The sequence below is a fragment of the Neorhizobium phenanthreniclasticum genome (assembly GCF_040066075.1).
Lineage (GTDB): Bacteria > Pseudomonadota > Alphaproteobacteria > Rhizobiales > Rhizobiaceae > Neorhizobium > Neorhizobium petrolearium.
In genome coordinates this window covers 16,033-35,653 of record NZ_JBEAAL010000015.1, presented here as the reverse complement: position 1 = coordinate 35,653, position 19,621 = coordinate 16,033, and the positions used below count along the sequence as shown (strand labels likewise).

Annotated in this window: 20 protein-coding genes; 8 read left to right on the top strand and 12 right to left on the bottom strand. The window is 58.9% G+C overall.

Translation table 11 applies throughout. The features are described from left to right. Positions 1–43: 43 nt before the first annotated feature. Complete coding sequence (locus ABK249_RS18690; protein ID WP_348863622.1) at positions 44–946, bottom strand: NUDIX hydrolase; 903 nt, start codon at positions 944–946, stop codon at positions 44–46. 211 nt (positions 947–1,157) lie between these two features. Here ABK249_RS18690 and ABK249_RS18685 point away from each other — a divergent pair, with 211 nt between their 5' ends. After that, positions 1,158–3,203: an NAD(+) synthase gene (locus ABK249_RS18685; RefSeq protein ID WP_348863621.1), complete on the top strand. Its 2,046-nt coding sequence runs from the start codon at positions 1,158–1,160 to the stop codon at positions 3,201–3,203. Positions 3,204–3,243: 40 nt separating this feature from the next. Here ABK249_RS18685 and ABK249_RS18680 read toward each other — a convergent pair whose 3' ends face one another. Both ABK249_RS18680 and ABK249_RS18675 read right to left on the bottom strand, forming a co-directional pair. Beyond that, positions 3,244–3,687, bottom strand: coding sequence for a DUF3775 domain-containing protein (locus tag ABK249_RS18680; protein ID WP_348863620.1), 444 nt, complete (start codon positions 3,685–3,687; stop codon positions 3,244–3,246). After that, a complete protein-coding gene (locus ABK249_RS18675) occupies positions 3,684–4,592 on the bottom strand; it encodes a helix-hairpin-helix domain-containing protein (RefSeq protein ID WP_348863619.1) in 909 nt (302 codons plus the stop codon). Before ABK249_RS18675 ends, ABK249_RS18680 begins: the two co-directional genes overlap by 4 nt. A 195-nt stretch (positions 4,593–4,787) precedes the next feature. Here ABK249_RS18675 and ABK249_RS18670 point away from each other — a divergent pair, with 195 nt between their 5' ends. Then, positions 4,788–5,420 carry a phosphoribosyltransferase gene (locus tag ABK249_RS18670; RefSeq protein ID WP_348863617.1) on the top strand — a complete coding sequence of 211 codons (633 nt, stop codon included), beginning with the start codon at positions 4,788–4,790 and terminating at the stop codon, positions 5,418–5,420. On the opposite strand, the gene ABK249_RS18665 is transcribed toward ABK249_RS18670, so the two are convergent. Continuing rightward, positions 5,413–5,595 carry a hypothetical protein gene (locus ABK249_RS18665; RefSeq protein ID WP_348863616.1) on the bottom strand — a complete coding sequence of 61 codons (183 nt, stop codon included), beginning with the start codon at positions 5,593–5,595 and terminating at the stop codon, positions 5,413–5,415. The genes ABK249_RS18670 and ABK249_RS18665 overlap by 8 nt on opposite strands. Positions 5,596–5,632: 37 nt before the next feature. Then, on the bottom strand, positions 5,633–5,806 hold the full coding sequence (locus ABK249_RS18660) for a hypothetical protein (protein WP_348863615.1): 174 nt from the start codon (positions 5,804–5,806) through the stop codon (positions 5,633–5,635). Between the two features lie 307 nt (positions 5,807–6,113). Here ABK249_RS18660 and ABK249_RS18655 point away from each other — a divergent pair, with 307 nt between their 5' ends. Together ABK249_RS18655 and ABK249_RS18650 are read left to right on the top strand one after the other, a co-directional pair. Continuing rightward, entirely contained in the window at positions 6,114–6,305 is a 192-nt protein-coding gene (locus tag ABK249_RS18655; RefSeq protein ID WP_037152202.1) for a hypothetical protein, read from the top strand. Between the two features lie 30 nt (positions 6,306–6,335). Then, positions 6,336–7,319 (top strand): zinc-dependent alcohol dehydrogenase family protein, encoded by a 984-nt coding sequence (locus ABK249_RS18650; RefSeq protein WP_037152204.1) that lies wholly within the window; start codon positions 6,336–6,338, stop codon positions 7,317–7,319. Positions 7,320–7,334: 15 nt separating this feature from the next. Here the strand turns inward: ABK249_RS18650 and ABK249_RS18645 are convergent, their stop codons facing one another. Next, on the bottom strand, positions 7,335–8,936 hold the full coding sequence (locus tag ABK249_RS18645) for an MBL fold metallo-hydrolase (protein ID WP_348863614.1): 1,602 nt from the start codon (positions 8,934–8,936) through the stop codon (positions 7,335–7,337). Positions 8,937–9,088: 152 nt separating this feature from the next. On the opposite strand from ABK249_RS18645, the gene ABK249_RS18640 reads away from it, so the two are divergent. The 3 genes from ABK249_RS18640 to ABK249_RS18630 all read left to right on the top strand — a co-directional run bounded on the left by ABK249_RS18640 (position 9,089) and on the right by ABK249_RS18630 (position 12,394). Beyond that, on the top strand, positions 9,089–9,916 hold the full coding sequence (locus tag ABK249_RS18640; RefSeq protein WP_348863613.1) for a universal stress protein: 828 nt from the start codon (positions 9,089–9,091) through the stop codon (positions 9,914–9,916). A gap of 78 nt (positions 9,917–9,994) precedes the next feature. Next, complete coding sequence (locus ABK249_RS18635) at positions 9,995–10,921, top strand: 1-phosphofructokinase family hexose kinase (protein WP_348863612.1); 927 nt, start codon at positions 9,995–9,997, stop codon at positions 10,919–10,921. Positions 10,922–11,038: 117 nt separating this feature from the next. Continuing rightward, complete coding sequence (locus ABK249_RS18630; RefSeq protein WP_348863611.1) at positions 11,039–12,394, top strand: ferredoxin reductase family protein; 1,356 nt, start codon at positions 11,039–11,041, stop codon at positions 12,392–12,394. A 38-nt stretch (positions 12,395–12,432) separates the two neighbouring features. On the opposite strand, the gene ABK249_RS18625 is transcribed toward ABK249_RS18630, so the two are convergent. The 3 genes from ABK249_RS18625 to ABK249_RS18615 all read right to left on the bottom strand — a co-directional run bounded on the left by ABK249_RS18625 (position 12,433) and on the right by ABK249_RS18615 (position 15,480). Next, positions 12,433–13,248, bottom strand: coding sequence for an ATP-binding cassette domain-containing protein (locus tag ABK249_RS18625; RefSeq protein ID WP_407721888.1), 816 nt, complete (start codon positions 13,246–13,248; stop codon positions 12,433–12,435). Continuing rightward, positions 13,224–14,303: an ABC transporter permease gene (locus ABK249_RS18620; RefSeq protein ID WP_037152217.1), complete on the bottom strand. Its 1,080-nt coding sequence runs from the start codon at positions 14,301–14,303 to the stop codon at positions 13,224–13,226. The genes ABK249_RS18625 and ABK249_RS18620 overlap by 25 nt, the downstream gene beginning before the upstream one ends. A 151-nt stretch (positions 14,304–14,454) precedes the next feature. Then, entirely contained in the window at positions 14,455–15,480 is a 1,026-nt protein-coding gene (locus ABK249_RS18615) for a sugar ABC transporter substrate-binding protein (protein ID WP_348863610.1), read from the bottom strand. A 308-nt stretch (positions 15,481–15,788) separates the two neighbouring features. On the opposite strand from ABK249_RS18615, the gene ABK249_RS18610 reads away from it, so the two are divergent. After that, on the top strand, positions 15,789–17,030 hold the full coding sequence (locus ABK249_RS18610; protein WP_227704753.1) for an ROK family transcriptional regulator: 1,242 nt from the start codon (positions 15,789–15,791) through the stop codon (positions 17,028–17,030). Positions 17,031–17,209: 179 nt separating this feature from the next. Here the strand turns inward: ABK249_RS18610 and ABK249_RS18605 are convergent, their stop codons facing one another. The 3 genes from ABK249_RS18605 to ABK249_RS18595 are packed head-to-tail and all read right to left on the bottom strand — an operon-like array spanning position 17,210 to position 19,620. After that, entirely contained in the window at positions 17,210–18,046 is an 837-nt protein-coding gene (locus ABK249_RS18605) for a GNAT family N-acetyltransferase (protein WP_227704754.1), read from the bottom strand. Continuing rightward, on the bottom strand, positions 18,043–18,792 hold the full coding sequence (locus ABK249_RS18600) for an aspartate/glutamate racemase family protein (RefSeq protein WP_227704755.1): 750 nt from the start codon (positions 18,790–18,792) through the stop codon (positions 18,043–18,045). Before ABK249_RS18600 ends, ABK249_RS18605 begins: the two co-directional genes overlap by 4 nt. A gap of 9 nt (positions 18,793–18,801) precedes the next feature. After that, positions 18,802–19,620, bottom strand: coding sequence for an ABC transporter permease (locus ABK249_RS18595; RefSeq protein ID WP_227704756.1), 819 nt, complete (start codon positions 19,618–19,620; stop codon positions 18,802–18,804). Position 19,621 lies beyond the last annotated feature (1 nt).

Below are 19,621 nucleotides of genomic sequence, written 5' to 3'. Positions count from 1 at the left end.
GAGTATTATGGCTGCAAATGGATATTCTCGTTTTGAGTTTATGTCAATTGCGCGAAAGAGGAAATTTCGAACCGGACAGTGCCCGTTCTTCAAGGATCGCGTGGCGATAACGGAAGAGCTTGGCCGGGCGGCCGCCGGTCTCGGCGGTCGTCTCTCCGGTCTCCTCGATCAGCTCCTGCTGGTCGATCAGCCTGCGGAAATTCGGCTTGTGCAGTGTCAGTCCGGCTAACGCTTCCACAGTGCGCTGCAATTGCAGGAGCGTGAATTTTTCGGGCATCAGTTCGAAGACGACCGGCCGATACTTGATCTTGGCACGCAGCCGGGCAATGCCTGTTGCAAGAATGCGGCGGTGATCGGCAAACATCGAGCGGCCAAAACCACGATCCGATGAGAAGCCGGCTTCAGCCACCAGCCCAGCTTCAAACATCAACTCATATCGCTGCAGCGCAAGATCCTCGTTCCAGGCGGCGCCATGAAGGCCGAAAGCGAAATCGATGCGGCGCTGGCGATATTCATGGCGCGCCGGTTCGGTATCCGCCCAGTCCTGCAGGCGATTGGCAATATCGGCCAGGATATCCGGCTTTCCCTTGCGGTGGTCCTCCCAGGGAAAATATTCGTACCAACCATGCCATTCCGGTCTCCCTGCCCCCGGCGCCGGCTGCTCTCGGACAAGACCGAGATAGCTGATGGAGATGGTTCGGCCGTCGATATTCTCCCCGGTACGGCCGCGATCGGCAAAGGTGTAGAGCTGTTCCAGATAGCCGACCGGGTGACCCGTCTGATCCCGAACCCATTCTCTCAAGCCCGCTTGGAGACTTCTGTGCCCCAGTTCGAAGGGACCGGATGGCAGTGCATCACCGGACCTTATCGTCATGACGCGCGGCTCCTCTCCGGTAACGGCCGCAAGAACCGCAATCAGTTCGGCGTGGGCAAGTCCGATGGTCAAGAAAACTCCCTATGCGATGGCATTCGACGCATGATGTGACACGAAGCGCAGTTTACGCCAACTGCGAATGCTTTTGCCACTGGTGGCAGGTACAGAAGAAACTCACGAAAGCGGAACCTCTTCGCCGACAATGACCCGGTAGCGCGGAAGGACGATGACAATCGGCGGAAGGCTGTTATTTTCAACGGTAACCAAGATAACGAGCAAGGCGATGGACCAGTTCTTTTCTCTCTACAGCCACGAATTCTTGCGAATCGCCGCCTGTGTGCCGCGTGCCCAGGTTGCCGATCCCGATTTCGCCGCTGCCGAAACCCTTCGCCTGGCCCGGCAGGGCAATGCCGAGGGGGTGGCTGTCATGCTCTTTCCCGAACTCGGCTTGTCCTCTTATGCCATCGACGATCTCCTCTTCCAGGATGTGCTTCTCGACGCGGTCGAAGGGGTGATCGTCAGGATCGTCGAAGCCTCCGAGAGCCTCTACCCGGTCCTCGTCGTTGGAGCGCCGCTGCGGCGCGATGGGCGCCTTTTCAATACCGCCGTGGTTATTCATCGCGGTGCCGTATTGGGCGCGGTTCCGAAGAGCTATCTGCCGAACTATCGCGAATTTTACGAGCGCCGCCACTTTTCGCCCGGGGCAGGGGTGACCAATGCCGAAATTCAGGTGGCCGGGCGCGACGTGCCGTTCGGTGTCGACCTCCTGTTCAGGTCGAACGGTTCGGTTCCCTTCACTTTCGGAGTGGAGGTCTGCGAGGATATATGGGTGCCTCTGCCGCCGTCCACGCGGGTGGCGATGGCCGGCGCGGAAGTGCTGCTCAATCTGTCCGCCAGCAATATCACGATCGGCAAGGCGGAGACGCGCCGGCTGTTATGCGCCAGCCATTCCTCGCGCGCGATCGCGGCCTATGCCTATTCGGCGGCCGGACCGGGGGAATCGACCACGGATCTGGCCTGGGACGGCCATGCGGCGATTTTCGAATATGGCAACCTCCTTGGCGAAACGCAGCGCTTCCCGCATGACAGTACATTCGTTGCAGCCGACATCGATCTCGGCCGGCTGCGGCAGGAGCGCATGCGAGTCAACAGCTTTGGGGATTGTGTTCGGGAGGAGCTCGATGGCAGCCGCCCGTTCCGCACGGTGTCCTTCTCACTCGATCGCCCCACCGGACCCGTGCCGCTGCGCCGCCGCGTCGAGCGATATCCTTATGTGCCCGCCGATCCTTCTCGCCTGCGCGAGGACTGCTATGAAGCCTACAACATCCAGGTTCAGGGCCTTGCGAAGCGACTAGCCGCAACAGGCCTCAAGCGCGCTGTGATCGGCGTTTCAGGCGGGCTCGATTCCACGCAGGCACTGATGGTGACGACGCGTGCCATGGATCTGGCCGGTCTGGACCGGAAGAACGTACTCGCCTACACCCTGCCCGGCTTTGCGACGTCCGACAGCACGAAATCCAACGCCTGGGCGCTCATGAATGCATTGGGCGTGACAGGGACGGAGATAGATATCCGGCCCGCCGCCCGCCAGATGCTTGCGGATCTCGGCCATCCGTTCAGCAAGGGTGAGCCGGTCTACGACGTGACCTTTGAAAATGTCCAGGCGGGGTTGCGGACGGATTACCTGTTCCGGCTTGCCAACCAGAACGGTGGCCTTGTCGTGGGCACGGGCGACCTGTCGGAACTGGCGCTTGGATGGTGCACCTACGGTGTCGGCGATCACATGTCGCACTACAACGTGAACGCCTCGGTCTCCAAGACGCTGATCCAGCATCTCATTCGCTTTGTCGCCGGATCGGGTGACGTGAGCAGCGAGACGGCGCAAATCCTGCTCGCTATTCTGGCAACCGAAATCTCCCCGGAGCTGGTGCCGCCCGGCGCAACGGGAACACTTCAATCGACGCAGGATATTGTCGGCCCTTACGCATTGCAGGATTTCAACCTGTTTTATCTGACCCGCTACGGCTTCCGTCCTTCAAAGATTGCCTTCCTGGCCCATCACGCCTGGAGTGATGTGGAAAGCGGAGTCTGGCCTGTTGACCTGCCGGCTGCCGACCGGCGCGCCTATTCCCTTGCCGAAATCCGCCATTGGCTTGAAGTATTCCTGAAGCGGTTTTTCTCCAGCCAGTTCAAGAGGTCGACATTGCCCAACGGGCCGAAAATTTCGTCCGGCGGTTCGCTTTCGCCGCGAGGCGACTGGCGCGCTCCGTCCGACGGCGATGCAAAGATTTGGCTGAGAGAGCTCGCCGAGAACGTTCCGGCAGAATGACGGCGCGGTACCGCCGCCCGCCATCCGCCTTCGACGGCCGCTATAGGTGTTCTCTCTCGTAGTCCGTACAGGAGAGGCCGATAGCGTCCAGTCCGGCGGCCAGATGGTCGGAAAGTAACGGATTGCCGCGGAGATATGCTGCCGTACGCTCGTTGTGCGCATCCGCCGCCTGTTGGCGCACGTCGGCCCAGTCGCTTGCCGTATAGCCGTCACGGCCAAGCCACATGAGAGCGACGAGATCGACCTGCGCGTCATAGGAAAGGTCCGAAATAACGGACGTCAGTTCTTCTTGCACAGGATCATCCGGATGATCCTGCAGGACGGCCACCTCGTTGTCGTCGGTCGGGTTCGACCCGGGGTCGGGCTCGCTAACCCCTTCCTTCACATCGAACTCGCGCGCCTTGATGATGATGAAGCAGACCGTTTCGAGCGGAATCACCAGCTCCGGCGCTACAACCTCCTCACTACCAATACCTTGCTTCATGTTTGGGATTCCTTTTCTTCCTGCTCGGCTTCCCGACCTCTTACGATGCGCCGTCCGGCCATGGGGCCGTGCGTTTCCGTCACGACTGTGCATCGACCTTCGGGTTCGCTATCACGCTGATAATGGATCACGACCCAGTCATGCGTCCTGTTCAATTCATGGGCCAGCCGACTGTTCGAGTAGAGAGCGGTAAAATACCAGCCGTTCTGGCGGATATGCATGATCGGCAGCCATGTTTCAGCTTTCGGATTGAATCGTCTAGGGGCGATTTTGGGCAATTGATCGACCGCTGCCTTCTCCCGATACATTTGATCGACATTGAGAAGCAGTGAAACGGAAGGTACCGTCCTTCGGCCGCTCACAATAACGGTGGGTCGCCCAAGCCGCTCGGCAAGCGCGGAGGCGATCATGCGTTTTCGCCGCTCGCCAATTCCCTTCACAGCCAGATCGCCGAAATGCAGGGCGTATTCGAGGTCTTCAAGGCTCTCGACATGCCCCTCGTCTGCCAGGCGGTCGGCCAGTTTGGGACCGATGCCGGGGATTGTCCGGAACAGGGTCTCGGATGCCAGATCGCCACGCAGCCTTGCCAATTGATTCCAATGGCCGCTCGTCAAAATCTCTGTGATGGCTGCCGCAATTCCATATCCGATGCCAGGGAGAGCAACCAGACCCATGCGGCCTTCCTCGGTGAGTATCTCGTTAAGGGGGCGCTTCAAGGCCGTAATCACATCCGCTGCCGTGTAATAGGCGCGGGAGCGAAATCCTCCCTCGCCCTGTTGAACAAGGAGATCCGCATATTCGCGCAGCTTGGTTGCTACCCCGAGATTTAGGTCAGGCACAGTTGGTACGGATGCCTGCAGCTTCTTAGTCGTATCTTCGTCAACGGCAGCAGCCATCGCTTTCATTTTGGACCTCGGTTTCGACGGTCGGCGTCGTCCTACACGAATTCAGTTTTTGAGAAGCTAATCGACTGGCGGCAAAAGACCTTGATGCTTGTCAAGGTGGAGCCGTTCTTATCGTGGTGTCATGAACAATAAAGGCGAAGTGCAATCTGCAGAATGCCACGACGTCATTTTTGCTGCTGCATGGATAGGTGCTGAATGTTTCATGATCGCAGGCAGGCAGGGCGACAACTTGCGCAGGCGCTTGAGAGCTATCAAGGGCAGCCATGCATCGTTCTTGCACTTCCCAGGGGAGGTGTTCCCGTAGCGGCGGAAGTTGCCGTGGCGCTGAAAGCACCGCTTAAACTGCTTCTCGTGCGGAAGGTCGGCCTGCCTCGGAATCCCGAGCTTGCCATGGGCGCTATTATCGATGGCAAAAAACCCTTCGTCGTACGCAACGACGAAGTTATCGCGCTCGCGGGCATCTCCGGCCAGGTCTTCGAGGCGCGTTGCAGAGAGGAGCTTCAAGAGATTCATCGCCGGCAGCAAACCTATGCGGGGCATTTGGCCGGTGATGATCTTGAGGGAAGAATTGCGATCGTCGTCGATGACGGGTTGGCTACGGGCTCGACCGCAAGAGCTGCGCTCAAGGCCTTGAGAATGCGTCATCCTACCAGGATCGTTTTGGCGGTTCCGGTCGCTCCTGCCGACCTCGTCGCCGAACTTCAAGGAGAGGCGGACGAGGTGATCTGCCTTGAAACTCCGTCCGGCTTCGGCGCGGTCGGGGCCTATTACCAGGATTTCTCGCAGCTTTCCGATCAGGACGTGCTCGACGAGCTCGCAATTAAATGACGGCAGCCGATGCCTGGTTGCCGTCGGGAAGGACCGCAACGCGCGTTGCCGCTCTTCGAAAACCATCAAGAACGCCTCGGCTGTCGGTGAGGAAGACGCCTTGAATGATAGCGGGCCAATTGTTTGATTCATTGACCTTGATCACAAAGGAGCTGCTTACAGAATCCTCGAACATGGCAATGGGGAATATCCTGGCTACGAGCGAAAAACGTTCAATCGGGCTTCTTGCGCGGTGAGCCGGCCGGCCGTTCCTGCGGATGACCGGGCGCTATGGGGTCGCTTGCTGGAAATGTCTCCTCCAGCGCCTCTTCGAGATAATCGTCTTGCTCTTTCGCACGATCTGCTTCCGCAGCTGCTTTTTTGCCTGTTTTTTGTTCTTTTCCCACGTCAGTCTCCATATCAGATTGCGCTTCACTGCAATAATGGTCGCATGTATCCAACGAGAGGCAAGCTTGAAGTGCCCGGTGTCGATGAAAGTCTTCCTCTCATGCTATCGATCATAAGGCTCATCTTCGGTTGAAGCGATAGGAGCAGCTCGCGATTTTGGAGCGACTTCAACCATCGATGCCTTCGAGCATGGGTCAACATCGTTACCGCTCATTGAGATGCATCAAATGATGCCTGCAATGTTTCGCTAGACTGCAAACATAAGCACCTCGATCGATCCGAAGATGTTATGGCGGGGCAAGAGACATGCATATCGAGGACTTCGGGATGCAACTTCGCCGCTTCATCATGAGCCGACTGGTGTTCTGGCTTCTCGTTGCGATGGTTCTGATGGTCCTGGCAATTCTCCTGTTGCTGCCTTCGCAGCAATATGGTCTCCGGAATCAAGAAAGCGACTCGATCATATGGCCCGATAAGCGAGGCGAACTGCAGCGCTGAGGTCCGGGGCGACCAGGACGAGGTTACGTCATGAAGGCGATGATATTGCATGAGATCGGCAAGCCGCTGGAGCTGGCGGAACGGCCGGATCCTGAACCGCAATCCGGCGAACTGCTCGTCCGGGTGGAGGCGTGCGCGGTATGTCGGACCGACCTGCACGTTGTCGAGGGAGATCTCGCAAACCCGAAACTCCCCCTTGTGCCCGGCCATGAGATCGTCGGTATCGTTGAAACAGTCGGGCAAGGGGTTTCCCCGCATCGCATCGGTTCGCGGGTCGGCATTCCCTGGCTCGGCCATACCTGCGGTCATTGCCCGTACTGCCGGTCGAACGCGGAAAACCTCTGCGACGAGCCGCTCTTCACCGGTTATACCCGGGACGGCGGCTTTGCCACCCATGTAGTCGCTGATTCAGCCTATGCCTTCGATCTGCCCCAAGAAGCCGATCCCGTTTCCCTTGCACCGCTTCTCTGTGCGGGCCTGATCGGCTGGCGTTCCCTGAAGAAGGCGGGAGAAGGCAAGAGAATAGGGCTTTATGGGTTTGGAGCTGCCGCCCACATCATTGCGCAAGTCTGCGTATGGCAAGGCAGGCAGGTCTATGCCTTCACACGGCCTGAAGATCGGCAGGCACAGACCTTTGCCCTGAGTTTGGGCGCGACCTGGGCGGGTGGTTCAGATGAATCGCCGCCGGCTGTCCTCGATACGGCGATCATCTTCGCGCCGGTCGGTGATCTGGTGCCGTTGGCTTTGAAGGCAATACGCAAGGGCGGACGGGTCATTTGTGGTGGCATCCATATGAGTGATATTCCGCAGATGCCCTATGCTCTTCTCTGGGGCGAGCGGAAGGTGGCCTCCGTGGCGAACCTGACGAGAGACGATGCGATGGAGTTCTTTCCGATCGCCTCCGCCGCGAATGTGAAAACGCATACAGTCGTCTATCCTCTTGCCGATGCGAACAGGGCACTTGACGATCTTCGAAAGGGGCGTCTGAGCGGTGCCGCCGTGCTGGTGCCGTAACCTGAAGCAAAGAACCTATTGATCGGTTGCATCGAGCGCGCGTCTGACTTTGCGGAGGATGATGCCGCGCGCCTTTTCATCCGCCGCTTCGTCCAATCTTTCCTGTAAATCCAGGACCAGCGATTGAAAGTCGTTGTGCCAGTCTTTGCGGCCGACCTGGAGCGCACCAAGCCGGGGCGGGACCTTGATATCCGAAACACTTACGGCTCCCTTGGACGTGAGATCGTAGGTTGCATCGAGGCTAGGCGCCACTACAGTTAATTCGGGCTGCAGCAGCGAGATGCGCTCTCTCATTCCCGCAATTGCCGGCAGTTCGCCATGCACCAGGAAGACGGCCTTCCTTACCGGCAGGCGCGCCGCAATCCACTCGGCCAGTTCCAGCCCGTCGGCGTGGCCGCTGTAGACGTCGAGCCTGCGGATGTTTGCTCGAACAGCGATGTCGTCGCCCTGAATCCGAACGGTCGAGGCGCCGTCCTCCAGGAAACGCCCAAGTGTTCCGGTGGCCTGATAGCCGACCAGAAGAACGGTACCTTCCTCCCGCCACAACCAGTTCTTCAGGCGATGTCGAATCCGACCGGCTTCGCACATGCCACTCGCGGCGATAACGATGTGGAAGCCTCGCATGTTGTCGATTGCCTTGGACTGTTCGGCGGTTTGGGTGAACCGGACGTTACTGGCTTCGAGAGCGCGCAGCAGAAGATGCCCATGCTCGAGTTCGCGGGAATGTTTCCTGAAGACTTCAGTGGCTCGAAGAGCTAGAGGCGAATCGATGACAATCGGGCAACGCGCGATCTCACCCTTGTCCATGAGATCGACGAGATCGGCCAGAAGTTCCTGGGTCCGTTCGACTGCAAATGAAGGAATGAGAAGAGCTCCGTCACTATGGCGGGCAGCCAGTTTTACCTCCTCTTGCAGCATCTTTCGCCGCTCTTCATCAGAGGGGTCGTGGCGATCGACATCGCCATAGGTGCTCTCACAGATCACGTAATCCCAACCTGCAGGAGCATCCGGATCGAATTGGAGCAGCTTGTGGTGGGGGCCTATGTCGCCGGAGAAGAGAAGCCGTCGGCGCTCGGATCCGGTGACAATCTCGACTTCGACCGACGCGGAACCGAGAAGATGTCCGGCATTCCAGAAACGGAAGCGGATTGCCGGTGAGAGCTCCTCCCATCGTTCAAAAGGATGAGGCCTCATCTGCACCAGTGCTACCGCGGCGTCCGCCGCGTTATAGATCGGATCTACGGGCTTGCGGCCCCGCCGTTCGTTTCTCCGGTTGAGCTGTTCGACTTCCATTTCCTGAATATGGGCGGAATCCGGCAGCATGACTGCGCAGAGATCCAGCGTCGCCGGAGTACAATAGATTGGGCCGGTGAAGCCGTCTTTCACAAGCTTGGGCAGCAGCCCGCTGTGATCAATGTGCGCATGCGTGAGAATGACGGCATCCAACGACGCCGGCGAAAACGGAAAAGGGCGGTAATTCAGCTCCTTCTCGGTCTTCGAGCCCTGGAACATTCCGCAATCCAGGAGGACGCGGCTCTCGCCGGTCTCAAGAAGGAAGCAGGAACCTGTAACGGTGCCGGCTGCTCCGTGAAACGTAATCTTCGGGTCGCGTTTCAATGCTAACCTCCATAACAATCGGCCGCTTCGGCGCGGCGTGGATCTCTATGGACAATCAATTAGTTGATTCCCCAGAAGCTGGGTTGACGGAAATCAAGGTGCCGGGGTGCCGATGGTATCAGGATTTCTTTCAACTGATGAGAGGAGGAAGGATGATGTCGTTCACAACCATCTTGAGCGTGATCCGGTGCGATCACGCGGACAGTGATCTTCGTGCGGCAGTCGAACTCTCCCGGTCGTCCGGTGCGCATCTCTCCGTCGTGCTGCTCGCAATCGCAGCACCGCCGCCGCTCGGCGAATATGCCGAACATGTTTCAGTGGCATGGCTGGAAGAAAGAGACGCCGATAGATCAAAGCTGGCTGAGCGGAGCACGAAAATAAAGGACCTTCTGCAGGAAGCGGAAGTTCCTCATGACATCGTCGATATCTATACCGAATGGACCTATGTCGACAATGTCGTTGCGCGTCAGGCGCGTTATGCCGACCTGCTGGTTATCGGTCCTGAACTGGCGGCCGACAGCCCATTGAAAAGTGCGGTCGTCGACGGCGCCCTTTTTCATTCGAGCGTACCCGTCCTGATCATCCCCCGGAATGCGATCCCCACCTTAAAACCCCACTCCGTGGTGCTGGCATGGAATGACACGCCGGAAGCGGCGAAGGCCGCCAAACAGGGACTTGAGTTTTTGAAAGCCGCCAGCAAAGTTCACGGGGGCATGGTCGATCCCGAACCCGGGATTGAACAGCCGGGGGCGGAAATCGGCATCTATCTCGCCAGGCATGGCGTCAACTTCAGTGCCGATGTGTTGAGGAGCGACGGCCGGACTGTTGCAGAGACGCTGAAGCAATATGCCGATGACGTTGCGGCGGATATGATCGTCATGGGTGCCTACGGTCATTCGCGTATGCGCGAACGCATTTTCGGCGGTGTAACCCGGTCGATGCTGGAACATCCGAGCCGACCTGTCTTTCTTGCGCGGTAGGTTCTCGATCAGCTGCAGGTACCGGTCTGGTCAGAGCCATTTGGACGACGAGGTCGAAGCAGTAACGAAAGGTGTGTGTTGTCTCGGATCCTTTGTATCGCGCTCAATCCCACTGTCGACATTGCCAGCGATGTGGACAAGCTTGTCCCGACCCGCAAGATGCGGACACGCAACCAGCGGCAGGATGCCGGCGGCGGCGGTATCAACGTGGCCCGGGTCCTGGCTGAGCTTGGTGAGCATCCGGATCTGATCTATTTCTCCGGGGGAGCGACGGGCAATGTTCTTGAGGATGCCCTGAAGGGAATGAGCGTTACTCTTCGGCCTGTGCCGATGAGCGGCGCCGTTCGCGTTGCTTTCATGGTGCAGGAAATATCGACCGGTCTTGAATATCGCTTTGTTCCCGAAGGCCCCGTCATTTCCGAACGGGAAGTGGAAGTCATGTTCGAGACGCTTGAGGCTTCGACCGCAGACTATGTGGTGGCGAGCGGCAGTCTTCCACGCGGTGCACCGACGAACACCTATGCCAGAATGGCGCAGCTGTTCCTGAGGAAGGGGAGCCGGTTTGTTCTTGATGCTTCGGGAGAGGCGCTGAAGGAGACACTTTCCGAGACTCAAGTTTATCTCGTGAAACCGAGCCTCGACGAGCTGGAATATGTCGTCGGTCATTCCCTGGACGAAGTGCAGGCGGCAGAGGCCGCACAGATGATCGTAAGACGCGGCGCGGCGAAGTATATGGTCGTTACCATGGGACAGGCGGGAGCGCTTGTCGCAAGCGCTGACAAAGTCATCAAAGAACCCGCGCTCGCCGTCCCGGTTCGATCTTCTGTCGGCGCGGGGGATAGTTTCACGGGCGCAATGGTCTGGGCCCTGGCGCAGAATTATCCGCTCGATGAAGCATTCCGACTAGGAATCGCAGCAGGCGCAGCGGCGGTCACGACGCAGGGCAGCGAGTTCAGCCGCCAGCAGGTATTCGATCTATACCACAGCATGTCGACTCCAATGTGAGCGCGCGCCAACTCTCTTTGAACTACGGCGCTCGTGCTCGCGGGCCTTGATATGCGTCAACGACATGCAGCGGCACTCCACGATACGCAAACCCGGTCATCAGTGAGAGTAATAGCCATGCGGAATATAAGACTCGCCTTCTGGGGTGCTCTCGTGTTGTTGAGCGGGTTATGGCTGTCGGCGGAGCCCTCTGTCTTTCAGTCGGCTAACGTCTTTGCGCTTCGTGCTGCGATGATGCAATACAGCGGCATCGTCGCGATAGGCTGCATGAGCGTCGCAATGGTTCTTGCGCTGCGTCCGCGCTTGCCGGAGCCCTGGCTGGGCGGACTGGACAAGATGTATCGCCTGCATAAGTGGTTTGGCATCGCGGCCTTGGCCACATCTATAGTCCATTGGTTATGGAGCGAGACTCCGAAATGGGCGACGAGCCTGGGATGGCTTGAACGGCCGGCCCGCGGCGCAAGGGCAGAGATCGAAAATCCCATCGAGCAATTCTTCATGACGCTGCGCGGCTCGGCGGAAGGAGTGGGCGAGTGGGCGTTCTATGCCGCGGTACTGTTGATCGCCTTGGCGCTCATCAGGCAGTTTCCTTATAAACTATTCTACAAAACACACCGCCTGCTGGCCCTCGTGTATCTGGTACTGGTGTTTCACTCGGTGGTATTGACCACGTTCAACTATTGGGCGTCCCCTGTCGGGGTGGTCACAGGCCTGCTTCTGGCGGCAGGCACCTACAGCGCTGTGATTGTGCTGTTGGGGCGCGTCGGTGCGGGACGGCAGGTTCGGGGAAGGATTACCTCATTTCACTACTACCCGGGCGTTCGAGCGCTCGAGACGGAGGTCGAGGTGCCGGAGGGCTGGCCCGGCCACAAGGCCGGCCAGTTTGCATTCGTGACTTCAGACACATCCGAAGGCGCGCATCCTTATACAATCGCCTCAGGCTGGAATGATAGGGAGCGGCGCATCACCTTCGTCACCAAGGAATTGGGCGATCATACCAGCCGCCTGCGTGAAACACTGCACATAGGGCAGGAGATGAAGGTCGAAGGGCCGTATGGCTGCTTCGATTTCGACAATGGCCAGCCGAGGCAAATCTGGGTCGGTGGGGGCATCGGCATAACGCCGTTCATCGCAGCCATGAAGCATCGTGCGCTGGAGCGACGAACGAACCCGGATCACTGTCGGCGGCCGGTTGTCGATCTGTTTCACACGACCGCCGACTATGACGAGAAAGCCATTGCCAAACTGGCGGGAGATGCCGAAGCGGCAGATATCCGCCTGCATGTTCTGGTCGATTCACGCGACGGCCTTCTGACTGGCGAGCGCATCCGTGCCGCAGTGCCGGATTGGCGCGAGGCAAGCATCTGGTTCTGCGGTCCGGTAGGCTTTGGCGAAGTCCTGCGTCGCGACTTCGCTGCACAGGGAATGCCCGTCTCACAACGGTTCCATCAGGAACTCTTCGCCATGAGATAGGCAATTCCGGCCTTACAACGAAAACCTAAAGCCTGCGATCAAGCCGCCGCTGGTTGAGCGGCCGCCTTGGCGCCTGTCATGAACGCAACCGCATCGGACATGGTATATTCCTTCGGATTGATCACTGTAAGCCGCTTCCCCAGGCGATGGATGTGGATGCGATCGGCAACCTCGAAGACATGCGGCATGTTGTGCGAAATCAGCACGATCGGAATGCCGCGCGACCGGACGTCAAGGATGAGTTCGAGGACTCTGCGGCTTTCCTTCACGCCGAGCGCTGCCGTCGGCTCGTCTAGAATGATGACCTTCGAACCGAAGGCGGCGGCACGCGCCACCGCAACGCCTTGACGTTGGCCGCCGGACAAGGTCTCGACGGCCTGGTTGATGTTCTGAATCGTCATCAGACCGAGTTCGGAAAGTTTAGCCCGGGCGAATTTCTCCATGGCTGCGTGGTCGAGTTTGCGAAGGATCTTGCCCATGAGGCCCGGTTTACGGATTTCCCGGCCGAGAAACATGTTGTCGGCGATGGAGAGCGCCGGCGAAAGCGCAAGGTTCTGGTACACGGTCTCGATGCCGGCTTTGCGCGCTTCGTTGGGCGAGGAGAAGTGGACAACCTCGCCCTCCATGCGGATTTCGCCTTCATCCGGGTGGATCGCGCCGGAGATTGCCTTGATCAGCGAGGACTTGCCTGCACCGTTGTCGCCGATGACCGCCAGGATTTCGCCGGGATAGAGGTCGAAATCGGCATGGTCGAGAGCCGTGACCCTCCCATAGCGCTTGACGAGACCGCGTGCGGTGAGAATGGGTTGCGTATTGGATTCCTGGGCCATCAGCTTGCTGCCTTTCTGATCCATTGATCGGCCGCCACGGCGAGGATGATCAGGACGCCGATCAGGAGGTAGGTCCATTGAACATCGGTGCCGAGCATACGAAGCCCGAACGAAAACACGCCGACGATCAGTGCACCGAACACCATGCCGAGGATGGAGCCGCGGCCACCGAACAGCGATATGCCCCCGATGACGACGGCAGTAATGGATTCGATGTTGGCGAACTGTCCAATCGTTGGAGAGACCGAACCGTTGCGGCCGATCGATGTCCAGCCTGCCAGTGCGCAGATGATGCCGGCCAGCACGTAAACCGAAATCAGCATGCGCTTGACGTTCACGCCGGAAAGCTCTGCCGCTTCGGGATCGTCCCCGACCGCGTAGAGATGGCGGCCCCAGGCCGTGTGGTTCAGCACATACCAGAGGAGCGCGACGAGCAGGACCATCGCGATGACGCCATAGGTGAAAACGGCGCCGCCTAAGCGAAAATTATTGCCCAGCAATTGCAGGAGCGGCGCCGTCGTCTCGATCTCCTGAGCGCGGATCGTCTCATTGGCCGAGTAGAGAAAATTGCTTGCGAGCACGATCTGCCACATACCGAGCGTCACGATGAACGGCGGCAGCTTCATTCGTGCGATTAGGAAACCGTTTATGAAGCCGCACAAGGCGCCGACTGCGAAACCGCAGGGAATGGCGATTTCGACGGGAAGTCCGTATCGGAACACCAATTGGCCCATAACCACGGAGGACAATACCATGATCGCACCGACGGAAAGATCTATGCCGGCCGTTATGATCACGAGCGTCTGGGCCGCGCCGACGATGCCGGTGATCGCCACCTGCTGCAGGATCAGCGTCAACGAAAAGGCGTTGAAAAACTTTCCACCGAGAAGAATTCCGAAGACCAGCAGCGATACGACGAGCACGATCAGCGATACCGCCGACGGGCTTGTATGCAGGAAATGCCGGAACCTCTGGACGACCGTCTTCTCATGCGTGTCGAAGGATGCGACCTCCGCAGCACTGTCCTTGAGAACTTTTTCGTATTCATGATGCGGCGTGGCGGCCGTTGGCTCGCTCATCGAAACTCCTCCGCTTGAAGACCCGCTCCCATGGGCCCCCTCAGCCGGACACGTGGTCCGCAGCCGGGGATATTCAGGCTGCGCTTTCTTCGGTCTTCTGTCAAAGATTGGGTGAGGATGGCAGCGCATCCCCACCCTGGTCATAGAAGGATCAGCCCCAGCACTTGGAGAGGCCATCCTTCGTATCGATGGACTCGATTCCGGATACGGGCTTGTCGGTGACGAGCGTCACACCCGTATCGAAGAAATCCTTGCCTTCGGTGGGCTTCGGCTTCTCACCGGTGTCGGCGAACTTCTTGATCGCCTCGATGCCAAGGGCCGCCATCTGCAGCGGATATTGCTGCGAGGTCGCGCCGATGATGCCGTCCGCGACGTTCTTGACGCCCGGGCAGCCGCCATCGACGGAGACGATCAGCACATCCTTCTCGCGGCCGACCGCCTTCAGAGCTTCATAAGCACCAGCGGCGGCAGGTTCGTTGATCGTGTGTACGACATTGATGGTCGGATCCTTCTGCAGAAGGTTTTCCATCGCCGTACGGCCGCCTTCCTCGTTGCCGTTGGTGATGTCGTGGCCGACGATGCGCGGATCGTCCTCGTCGCCGATCTTGTTTGGGTCTTTGGTGTCGATTCCGAAGCCCATCATGAAGCCTTGGTCGCGCAGGACGTCGACCGAGGGCTGTGAGGGCGTGAGATCGAGGAAGGCAACCTTGGCATCCTTGGCCTGATCGCCCAGCGTTTCCTTCGCCCATTGACCAATGAGCTTGCCGGCCAACAGGTTGTCCGTCGCAAAGGTCATGTCTGCAGCATCGATGGGTTCAAGCGGCGTATCGAGCGCAATCACCAGAATTCCGGCATCGCGCGCTTTCTTGATATTCGGAACGATGCCCTTGGTGTCGGATGCGGTGATGAGGATGCCCTTGGCGCCGTCCGCTATGCAAGTTTCGATCGCCGCAACCTGACTTTCGCTGTCGCCGTCGATCTTGCCGGCGTAGGATTTCAAGGTCACGCCGAGTTCCTGGGCCTTGGCGGACGCGCCTTCCTTCATTTTGACGAAAAACGGATTGGTATCGGTCTTGGTGATCAGGCAGGCGGATACATCCGCGGCCTTTGCAGGCGCGGAAAATGCGACGCCCAGGGCCAAAGCGCCGAATGCGACGGAAAATATGGGTTTCTTCATGGTCTCCTCCCAGAGCTAAATTGTCCGCCATGCGGACCGACAACGACACCGGTGCCCGAAATCGGCAAGTGCTTCCTCCAAACCATCCTGTGCCTTAACTCCGGCAATTAAGAACGAGTTGAAATAGCCTGTCAATAATTAATTCCGATTGAATTATTTATTTTGCGTGCCATAGTCCATGAGAGGTGGAGGTTGAGAATGTGATTTTCGGGCACCATGCGCCTTTGGTATGCGGCGGAGCATCGGGCGGATATGCGTATCGCCCGTGATGGTGCGAAGTGACTGAGCATTCTGGGAGGAAAGAGCCAATGTCGGTTTCAGATGGTGTGGCACAAGGCCATACACTGTTGGGTAATTTTACCGGCGGTTCCAATCAGGTGCGCGTGCGGGCCTATAATGAACGGCTGGTCCTCTCGCTGGTGCGCCTCCATGGCTCTATGTCGAAGGCGGATATCACAAGGCGCAGCGGGCTTTCTGCCCAAACGGTCTCCGTCATTATGCGCGCACTTGAGAAAGATGGGCTGCTCTTGCGCGGAGAACCCGTGCGCGGACGGGTCGGCCAGCCTTCGGTGCCGATGCGCCTCAATCCGGATGCGGTTTATTCGTTCGGGGTGAAGATCGGTCGGCGCAGCGCTGACCTCGTGTTGATGGATTTCGTAGGCAAGATTCGTCTTCAGCATCATGAGACTTACGCCTATCCGCTGCCTTGGAAAATACTTGAGATCATTACGGCAGGCATCGCACGGCTCGAAGGGCAGCTTGACGATGTTCAGCGAAGCCGCATAGCAGGGATCGGTATCGCTGCACCATTCGAACTCTGGAACTGGGCAGATGAAGTGGGCGCTCCGGAAGGAGCGATGGATGCCTGGCGGGGGTTCGATCTGCAGGCGGAGATCGCAAGCCGTGTCCGGCACGCTGTCTATCTGCAAAATGATGCAACCAGCGCCTGCGGCGCAGAACTCGTATTCGGTGTCGGATCCGCCTATCCCGATTTTGTATATTTTTTCATCGGTTCGTTTATTGGCGGCGGAATTGTATTGAACTCGGCGATCTTTTCCGGCCGCACTGGAACGGCTGGCGCAGTCGGCCCGCTGCCAGTTCGTGGCAAAGCCGGTGAAACGAGACAGCTGCTGGACATAGCGTCGATCTTCGTTCTGGAGAACCTCTTGCGGGAACGGAATATCGATCCGCAGCCGCTGTGGTATTCCGCCGACGACTGGATCGATTTCGGGGAATCGCTGGACATCTGGATCCAGCAGACTGCGGATGCACTTGCCCAGGCAATCATTGCCGCGGCTTCGATCATCGATTTCGGCGCGGCCGTGATCGATGGAGGTTTTCCTCCCTGGGTGCGAAAGCGTATCGTGACGTCCACCATCGAAGCAGCTGCGAAGCTGGACCTTCAGGGTGTGATCATTCCGGATATCATCGAAGGCCAGGTTGGTTCCCAGGCGCGAGCGATCGGCGGTGCGAGCCTGCCGATATTCGCAAAATACCTCACAGACCAAAGCGTGCTCTTCAAGGAGGTACGGGAGGTGGCTCTCTCCTGATCGTGGCTGGGTCCGGTTGCCGCCGGTCTGTCATGCGCTCCGGCGAAGCGATCGGAAGTGCGGGACAAGCCCTGACATGATCGAAAGGTTTTCAAACCGGCCGGTCGTCTCGATTTCTTGAACCGGCTCTGTTCTGAGACACTGACCGAGACTTATGTAGACATTGCAATATTCGCCCATTAGCCGAGTTCGAGTGTCGTGATACCGAAGACACCTTGCATCTGCACAACGGGAGCCTTTCCGCGATACATGCGCGCCGTCGTAAAGCCTTTGGAAAAACCGTAGGCCGCCAGGTGGTCGGAAAACTCGGCCTGTGAGGCTGGGACGTCGATATGCAAAAGGGCACCTCCCGCTTCGGCCGCGCAAGCCCTAAGAAGCCGTTCGGCGTCAGCCATGCTTTCGGCAAACAGAGGGCCGATTTTATAGCCGTCGTGACATTTCCGGCCGACTGCGTAGCCACGGATCTCACTATCCTTGAGGACTGCTTTGGCAAGCCTCGGCGGCTTCAGCCATTCGGCGAGAAAAGCATCGCGTTCCGACGGGAAGAATTTTCGGTCAAAAGCAGTCACGGTGGTAGTAAGAGCGGCAGTGATGCCGACCACTTCGTTCGCCGCATCGCCAACGAGGCTGCCGCTCCATCGAAGCGTCTGATAGGCTGTTTCGAAACCCATGCTGCGATAATTCGACTGCTGCTCGGGAACGCCGTCAAGGCCGACGGTTCTTCCTTCGAGATGCGCCATGCCTGCGTCCCAAACCTTGCGGCCATAGCCTTTACCGCGAAAATCGGGGTGGGCGATGTAAAGCCCGATGAAGCCGAAATCGGCGCCGTACCGCACGGCGGAGATGCCGGCGGCCATTTCATCATCGACGAAGCAGCCGATGAACCCTTGCGGGTCAGCGGCATAAAAGGCCGGTGCATCGGCAAGTCCCGGATTCCAGCCTTCGCTGCGCGCCCAATCCACGAGCGTCGTGGTCTCGGCAAGCGTCAGCGGGCGGATGATCGGATCGGTGGTCATGAGGCGGCGATCTTGCGCGGCTCGAATGCCTCGAGCAAGCCCTTGTAGGGTTTCGACAGCGGCGAAGCATAGGCGCCGCGCTTGGCCGTGGAAAGCCCGAGTGCGACGAGTGCCTCGGCCTGCTTGACCGCTGCTGCGACGCCGTCGACCACGGGTACGCCGAACTCCGCCCGCAGCTCGGCCGTCAGATCTGCCATGCCGGCGCATCCGAGCACGATCGCTTCCGCCTTGTCGTCGTCGCGCAACGCGGTGGCGATCTCGCTGCGCAATCGGTCACGTGCGTTGGAGTTCGGATCTTCCAGGGAGAGAACCGGGATGTCGGCGGCGCGCACCTTGCAACGGCCCGCCATGCCGTAGCGATGGACAAGATGTTCGAGCGGCAGACGCGAGCGCTCCATGGTCGTGACGATGGTGAAACGCTGTGCAATGAAGGCAGTCGCGGCAAGCGCCGCTTCGCAGATGCCGATGACCGGAATATGGGCGAGCGCGCGGGCGGCATCGAGGCCGGTGTCGTCGAAGCAGGCGATGATGGCGGCATCCGCTCCTGCCGTCTCGCCCTTGGCAATTTCCATCAGAAGGCCGGGCACGGCGAAGGCTTCGTCGTAATATCCTTCGATGGAGACCGGCCCCATGGAGGAGGTGACTGCGACTATCTCGGTGTCGGTATTGGCTACACGGGCGGCAGAGTCTTCGATGGTCGCCGTCATGCTAGCGGTGGTGTTGGGATTGACAACAAGGATGCGCATGGTTCTGCTTCACGACCGCTGGCGGCGCCGGTTGAGATGGACGATGAAGCCCAGCGTGCCGGCAATAACGAGGAAGGAAAACACTGTCGTCACCGTGCCGAGGGCGTAAAGCACCGGCGTCGTGACATTGGTCGTCATGCCGTAGATTTCGAGCGGCAGCGTGTTGAAGGTGCCGGCTGTCATCAGGGTGCGCGCGAACTCGTCATAGGAGAGGGTGAAACCGAACAGGCCGACGCCGACGAGGCTCGGCGCGATCATCGGTAGCACGACATGGCGGAACGTTTGCCATGAGGTCGCACCGAGATCGCGCGCGGCTTCCTCGTAGGCCGGCGAAAAGCGGTTGAAGACGGCGAACATGATCAGCACGCCGAAGGGGAGCGTCCAGGTCAGATGCGCCCCGAAGGCTGAGGAATACCAGGCGGGCTGAAAGCCGAGCTGCTGGAAAAGCACGCCAATGCCGAGCGAGATGATGATCGACGGCACGACGAGACTGGCAACCGAAAGATAGAAGAGCGGAGTTGCGCCATTGAAACGGCGGCGGAAGGCGAGACCGGCCAGCAACGATACGACCACCGTTACGATCATCACCATCAGCCCCAGCATCAGCGAACGACGGAAGGAGCCGCCGAAATCACCGACCGCCTGGGTCTCGAACAGGTTGAAGAACCAGTACAGCGACAGGCCGTTCAGCGGGAAGGTGAGGCCGCCGTTCGGCCCCTGGAAGGACAGGATCAGGATCGCCGAGAGCGGGCCGTAGAGGAACAGCACGAAGACTGCGAAGAAGATCGTCAGGATATAGAACTCGCGGGAGCGCTTTTCGGAATGCATG

Bases quoted from the DNA above. Each gene is read 5' to 3' on its own strand.
- ABK249_RS18670 (WP_348863617.1), top strand. From the start codon at position 4,788: ATGTTTCATGATCGCAGGCAGGCAGGGCGACAACTTGCGCAGGCGCTT.
- ABK249_RS18630 (WP_348863611.1), top strand. From the start codon at position 11,039: ATGCGGAATATAAGACTCGCCTTCTGGGGTGCTCTCGTGTTGTTGAGC.
- ABK249_RS18605 (WP_227704754.1), bottom strand. From the start codon at position 18,046: ATGACCACCGATCCGATCATCCGCCCGCTGACGCTTGCCGAGACCACG.
- ABK249_RS18620 (WP_037152217.1), bottom strand. From the start codon at position 14,303: ATGAGCGAGCCAACGGCCGCCACGCCGCATCATGAATACGAAAAAGTT.
- ABK249_RS18675 (WP_348863619.1), bottom strand. From the start codon at position 4,592: ATGAAAGCGATGGCTGCTGCCGTTGACGAAGATACGACTAAGAAGCTG.
- ABK249_RS18595 (WP_227704756.1), bottom strand. From the start codon at position 19,620: ATGCATTCCGAAAAGCGCTCCCGCGAGTTCTATATCCTGACGATCTTC.
- ABK249_RS18600 (WP_227704755.1), bottom strand. From the start codon at position 18,792: ATGCGCATCCTTGTTGTCAATCCCAACACCACCGCTAGCATGACGGCG.
- ABK249_RS18615 (WP_348863610.1), bottom strand. From the start codon at position 15,480: ATGAAGAAACCCATATTTTCCGTCGCATTCGGCGCTTTGGCCCTGGGC.
- ABK249_RS18610 (WP_227704753.1), top strand. From the start codon at position 15,789: ATGTCGGTTTCAGATGGTGTGGCACAAGGCCATACACTGTTGGGTAAT.
- ABK249_RS18625 (WP_407721888.1), bottom strand. From the start codon at position 13,248: ATGGATCAGAAAGGCAGCAAGCTGATGGCCCAGGAATCCAATACGCAA.
- ABK249_RS18640 (WP_348863613.1), top strand. From the start codon at position 9,089: ATGATGTCGTTCACAACCATCTTGAGCGTGATCCGGTGCGATCACGCG.
- ABK249_RS18685 (WP_348863621.1), top strand. From the start codon at position 1,158: ATGGACCAGTTCTTTTCTCTCTACAGCCACGAATTCTTGCGAATCGCC.
- ABK249_RS18665 (WP_348863616.1), bottom strand. From the start codon at position 5,595: ATGTTCGAGGATTCTGTAAGCAGCTCCTTTGTGATCAAGGTCAATGAA.
- ABK249_RS18680 (WP_348863620.1), bottom strand. From the start codon at position 3,687: ATGAAGCAAGGTATTGGTAGTGAGGAGGTTGTAGCGCCGGAGCTGGTG.
- ABK249_RS18655 (WP_037152202.1), top strand. From the start codon at position 6,114: ATGCATATCGAGGACTTCGGGATGCAACTTCGCCGCTTCATCATGAGC.
- ABK249_RS18650 (WP_037152204.1), top strand. From the start codon at position 6,336: ATGAAGGCGATGATATTGCATGAGATCGGCAAGCCGCTGGAGCTGGCG.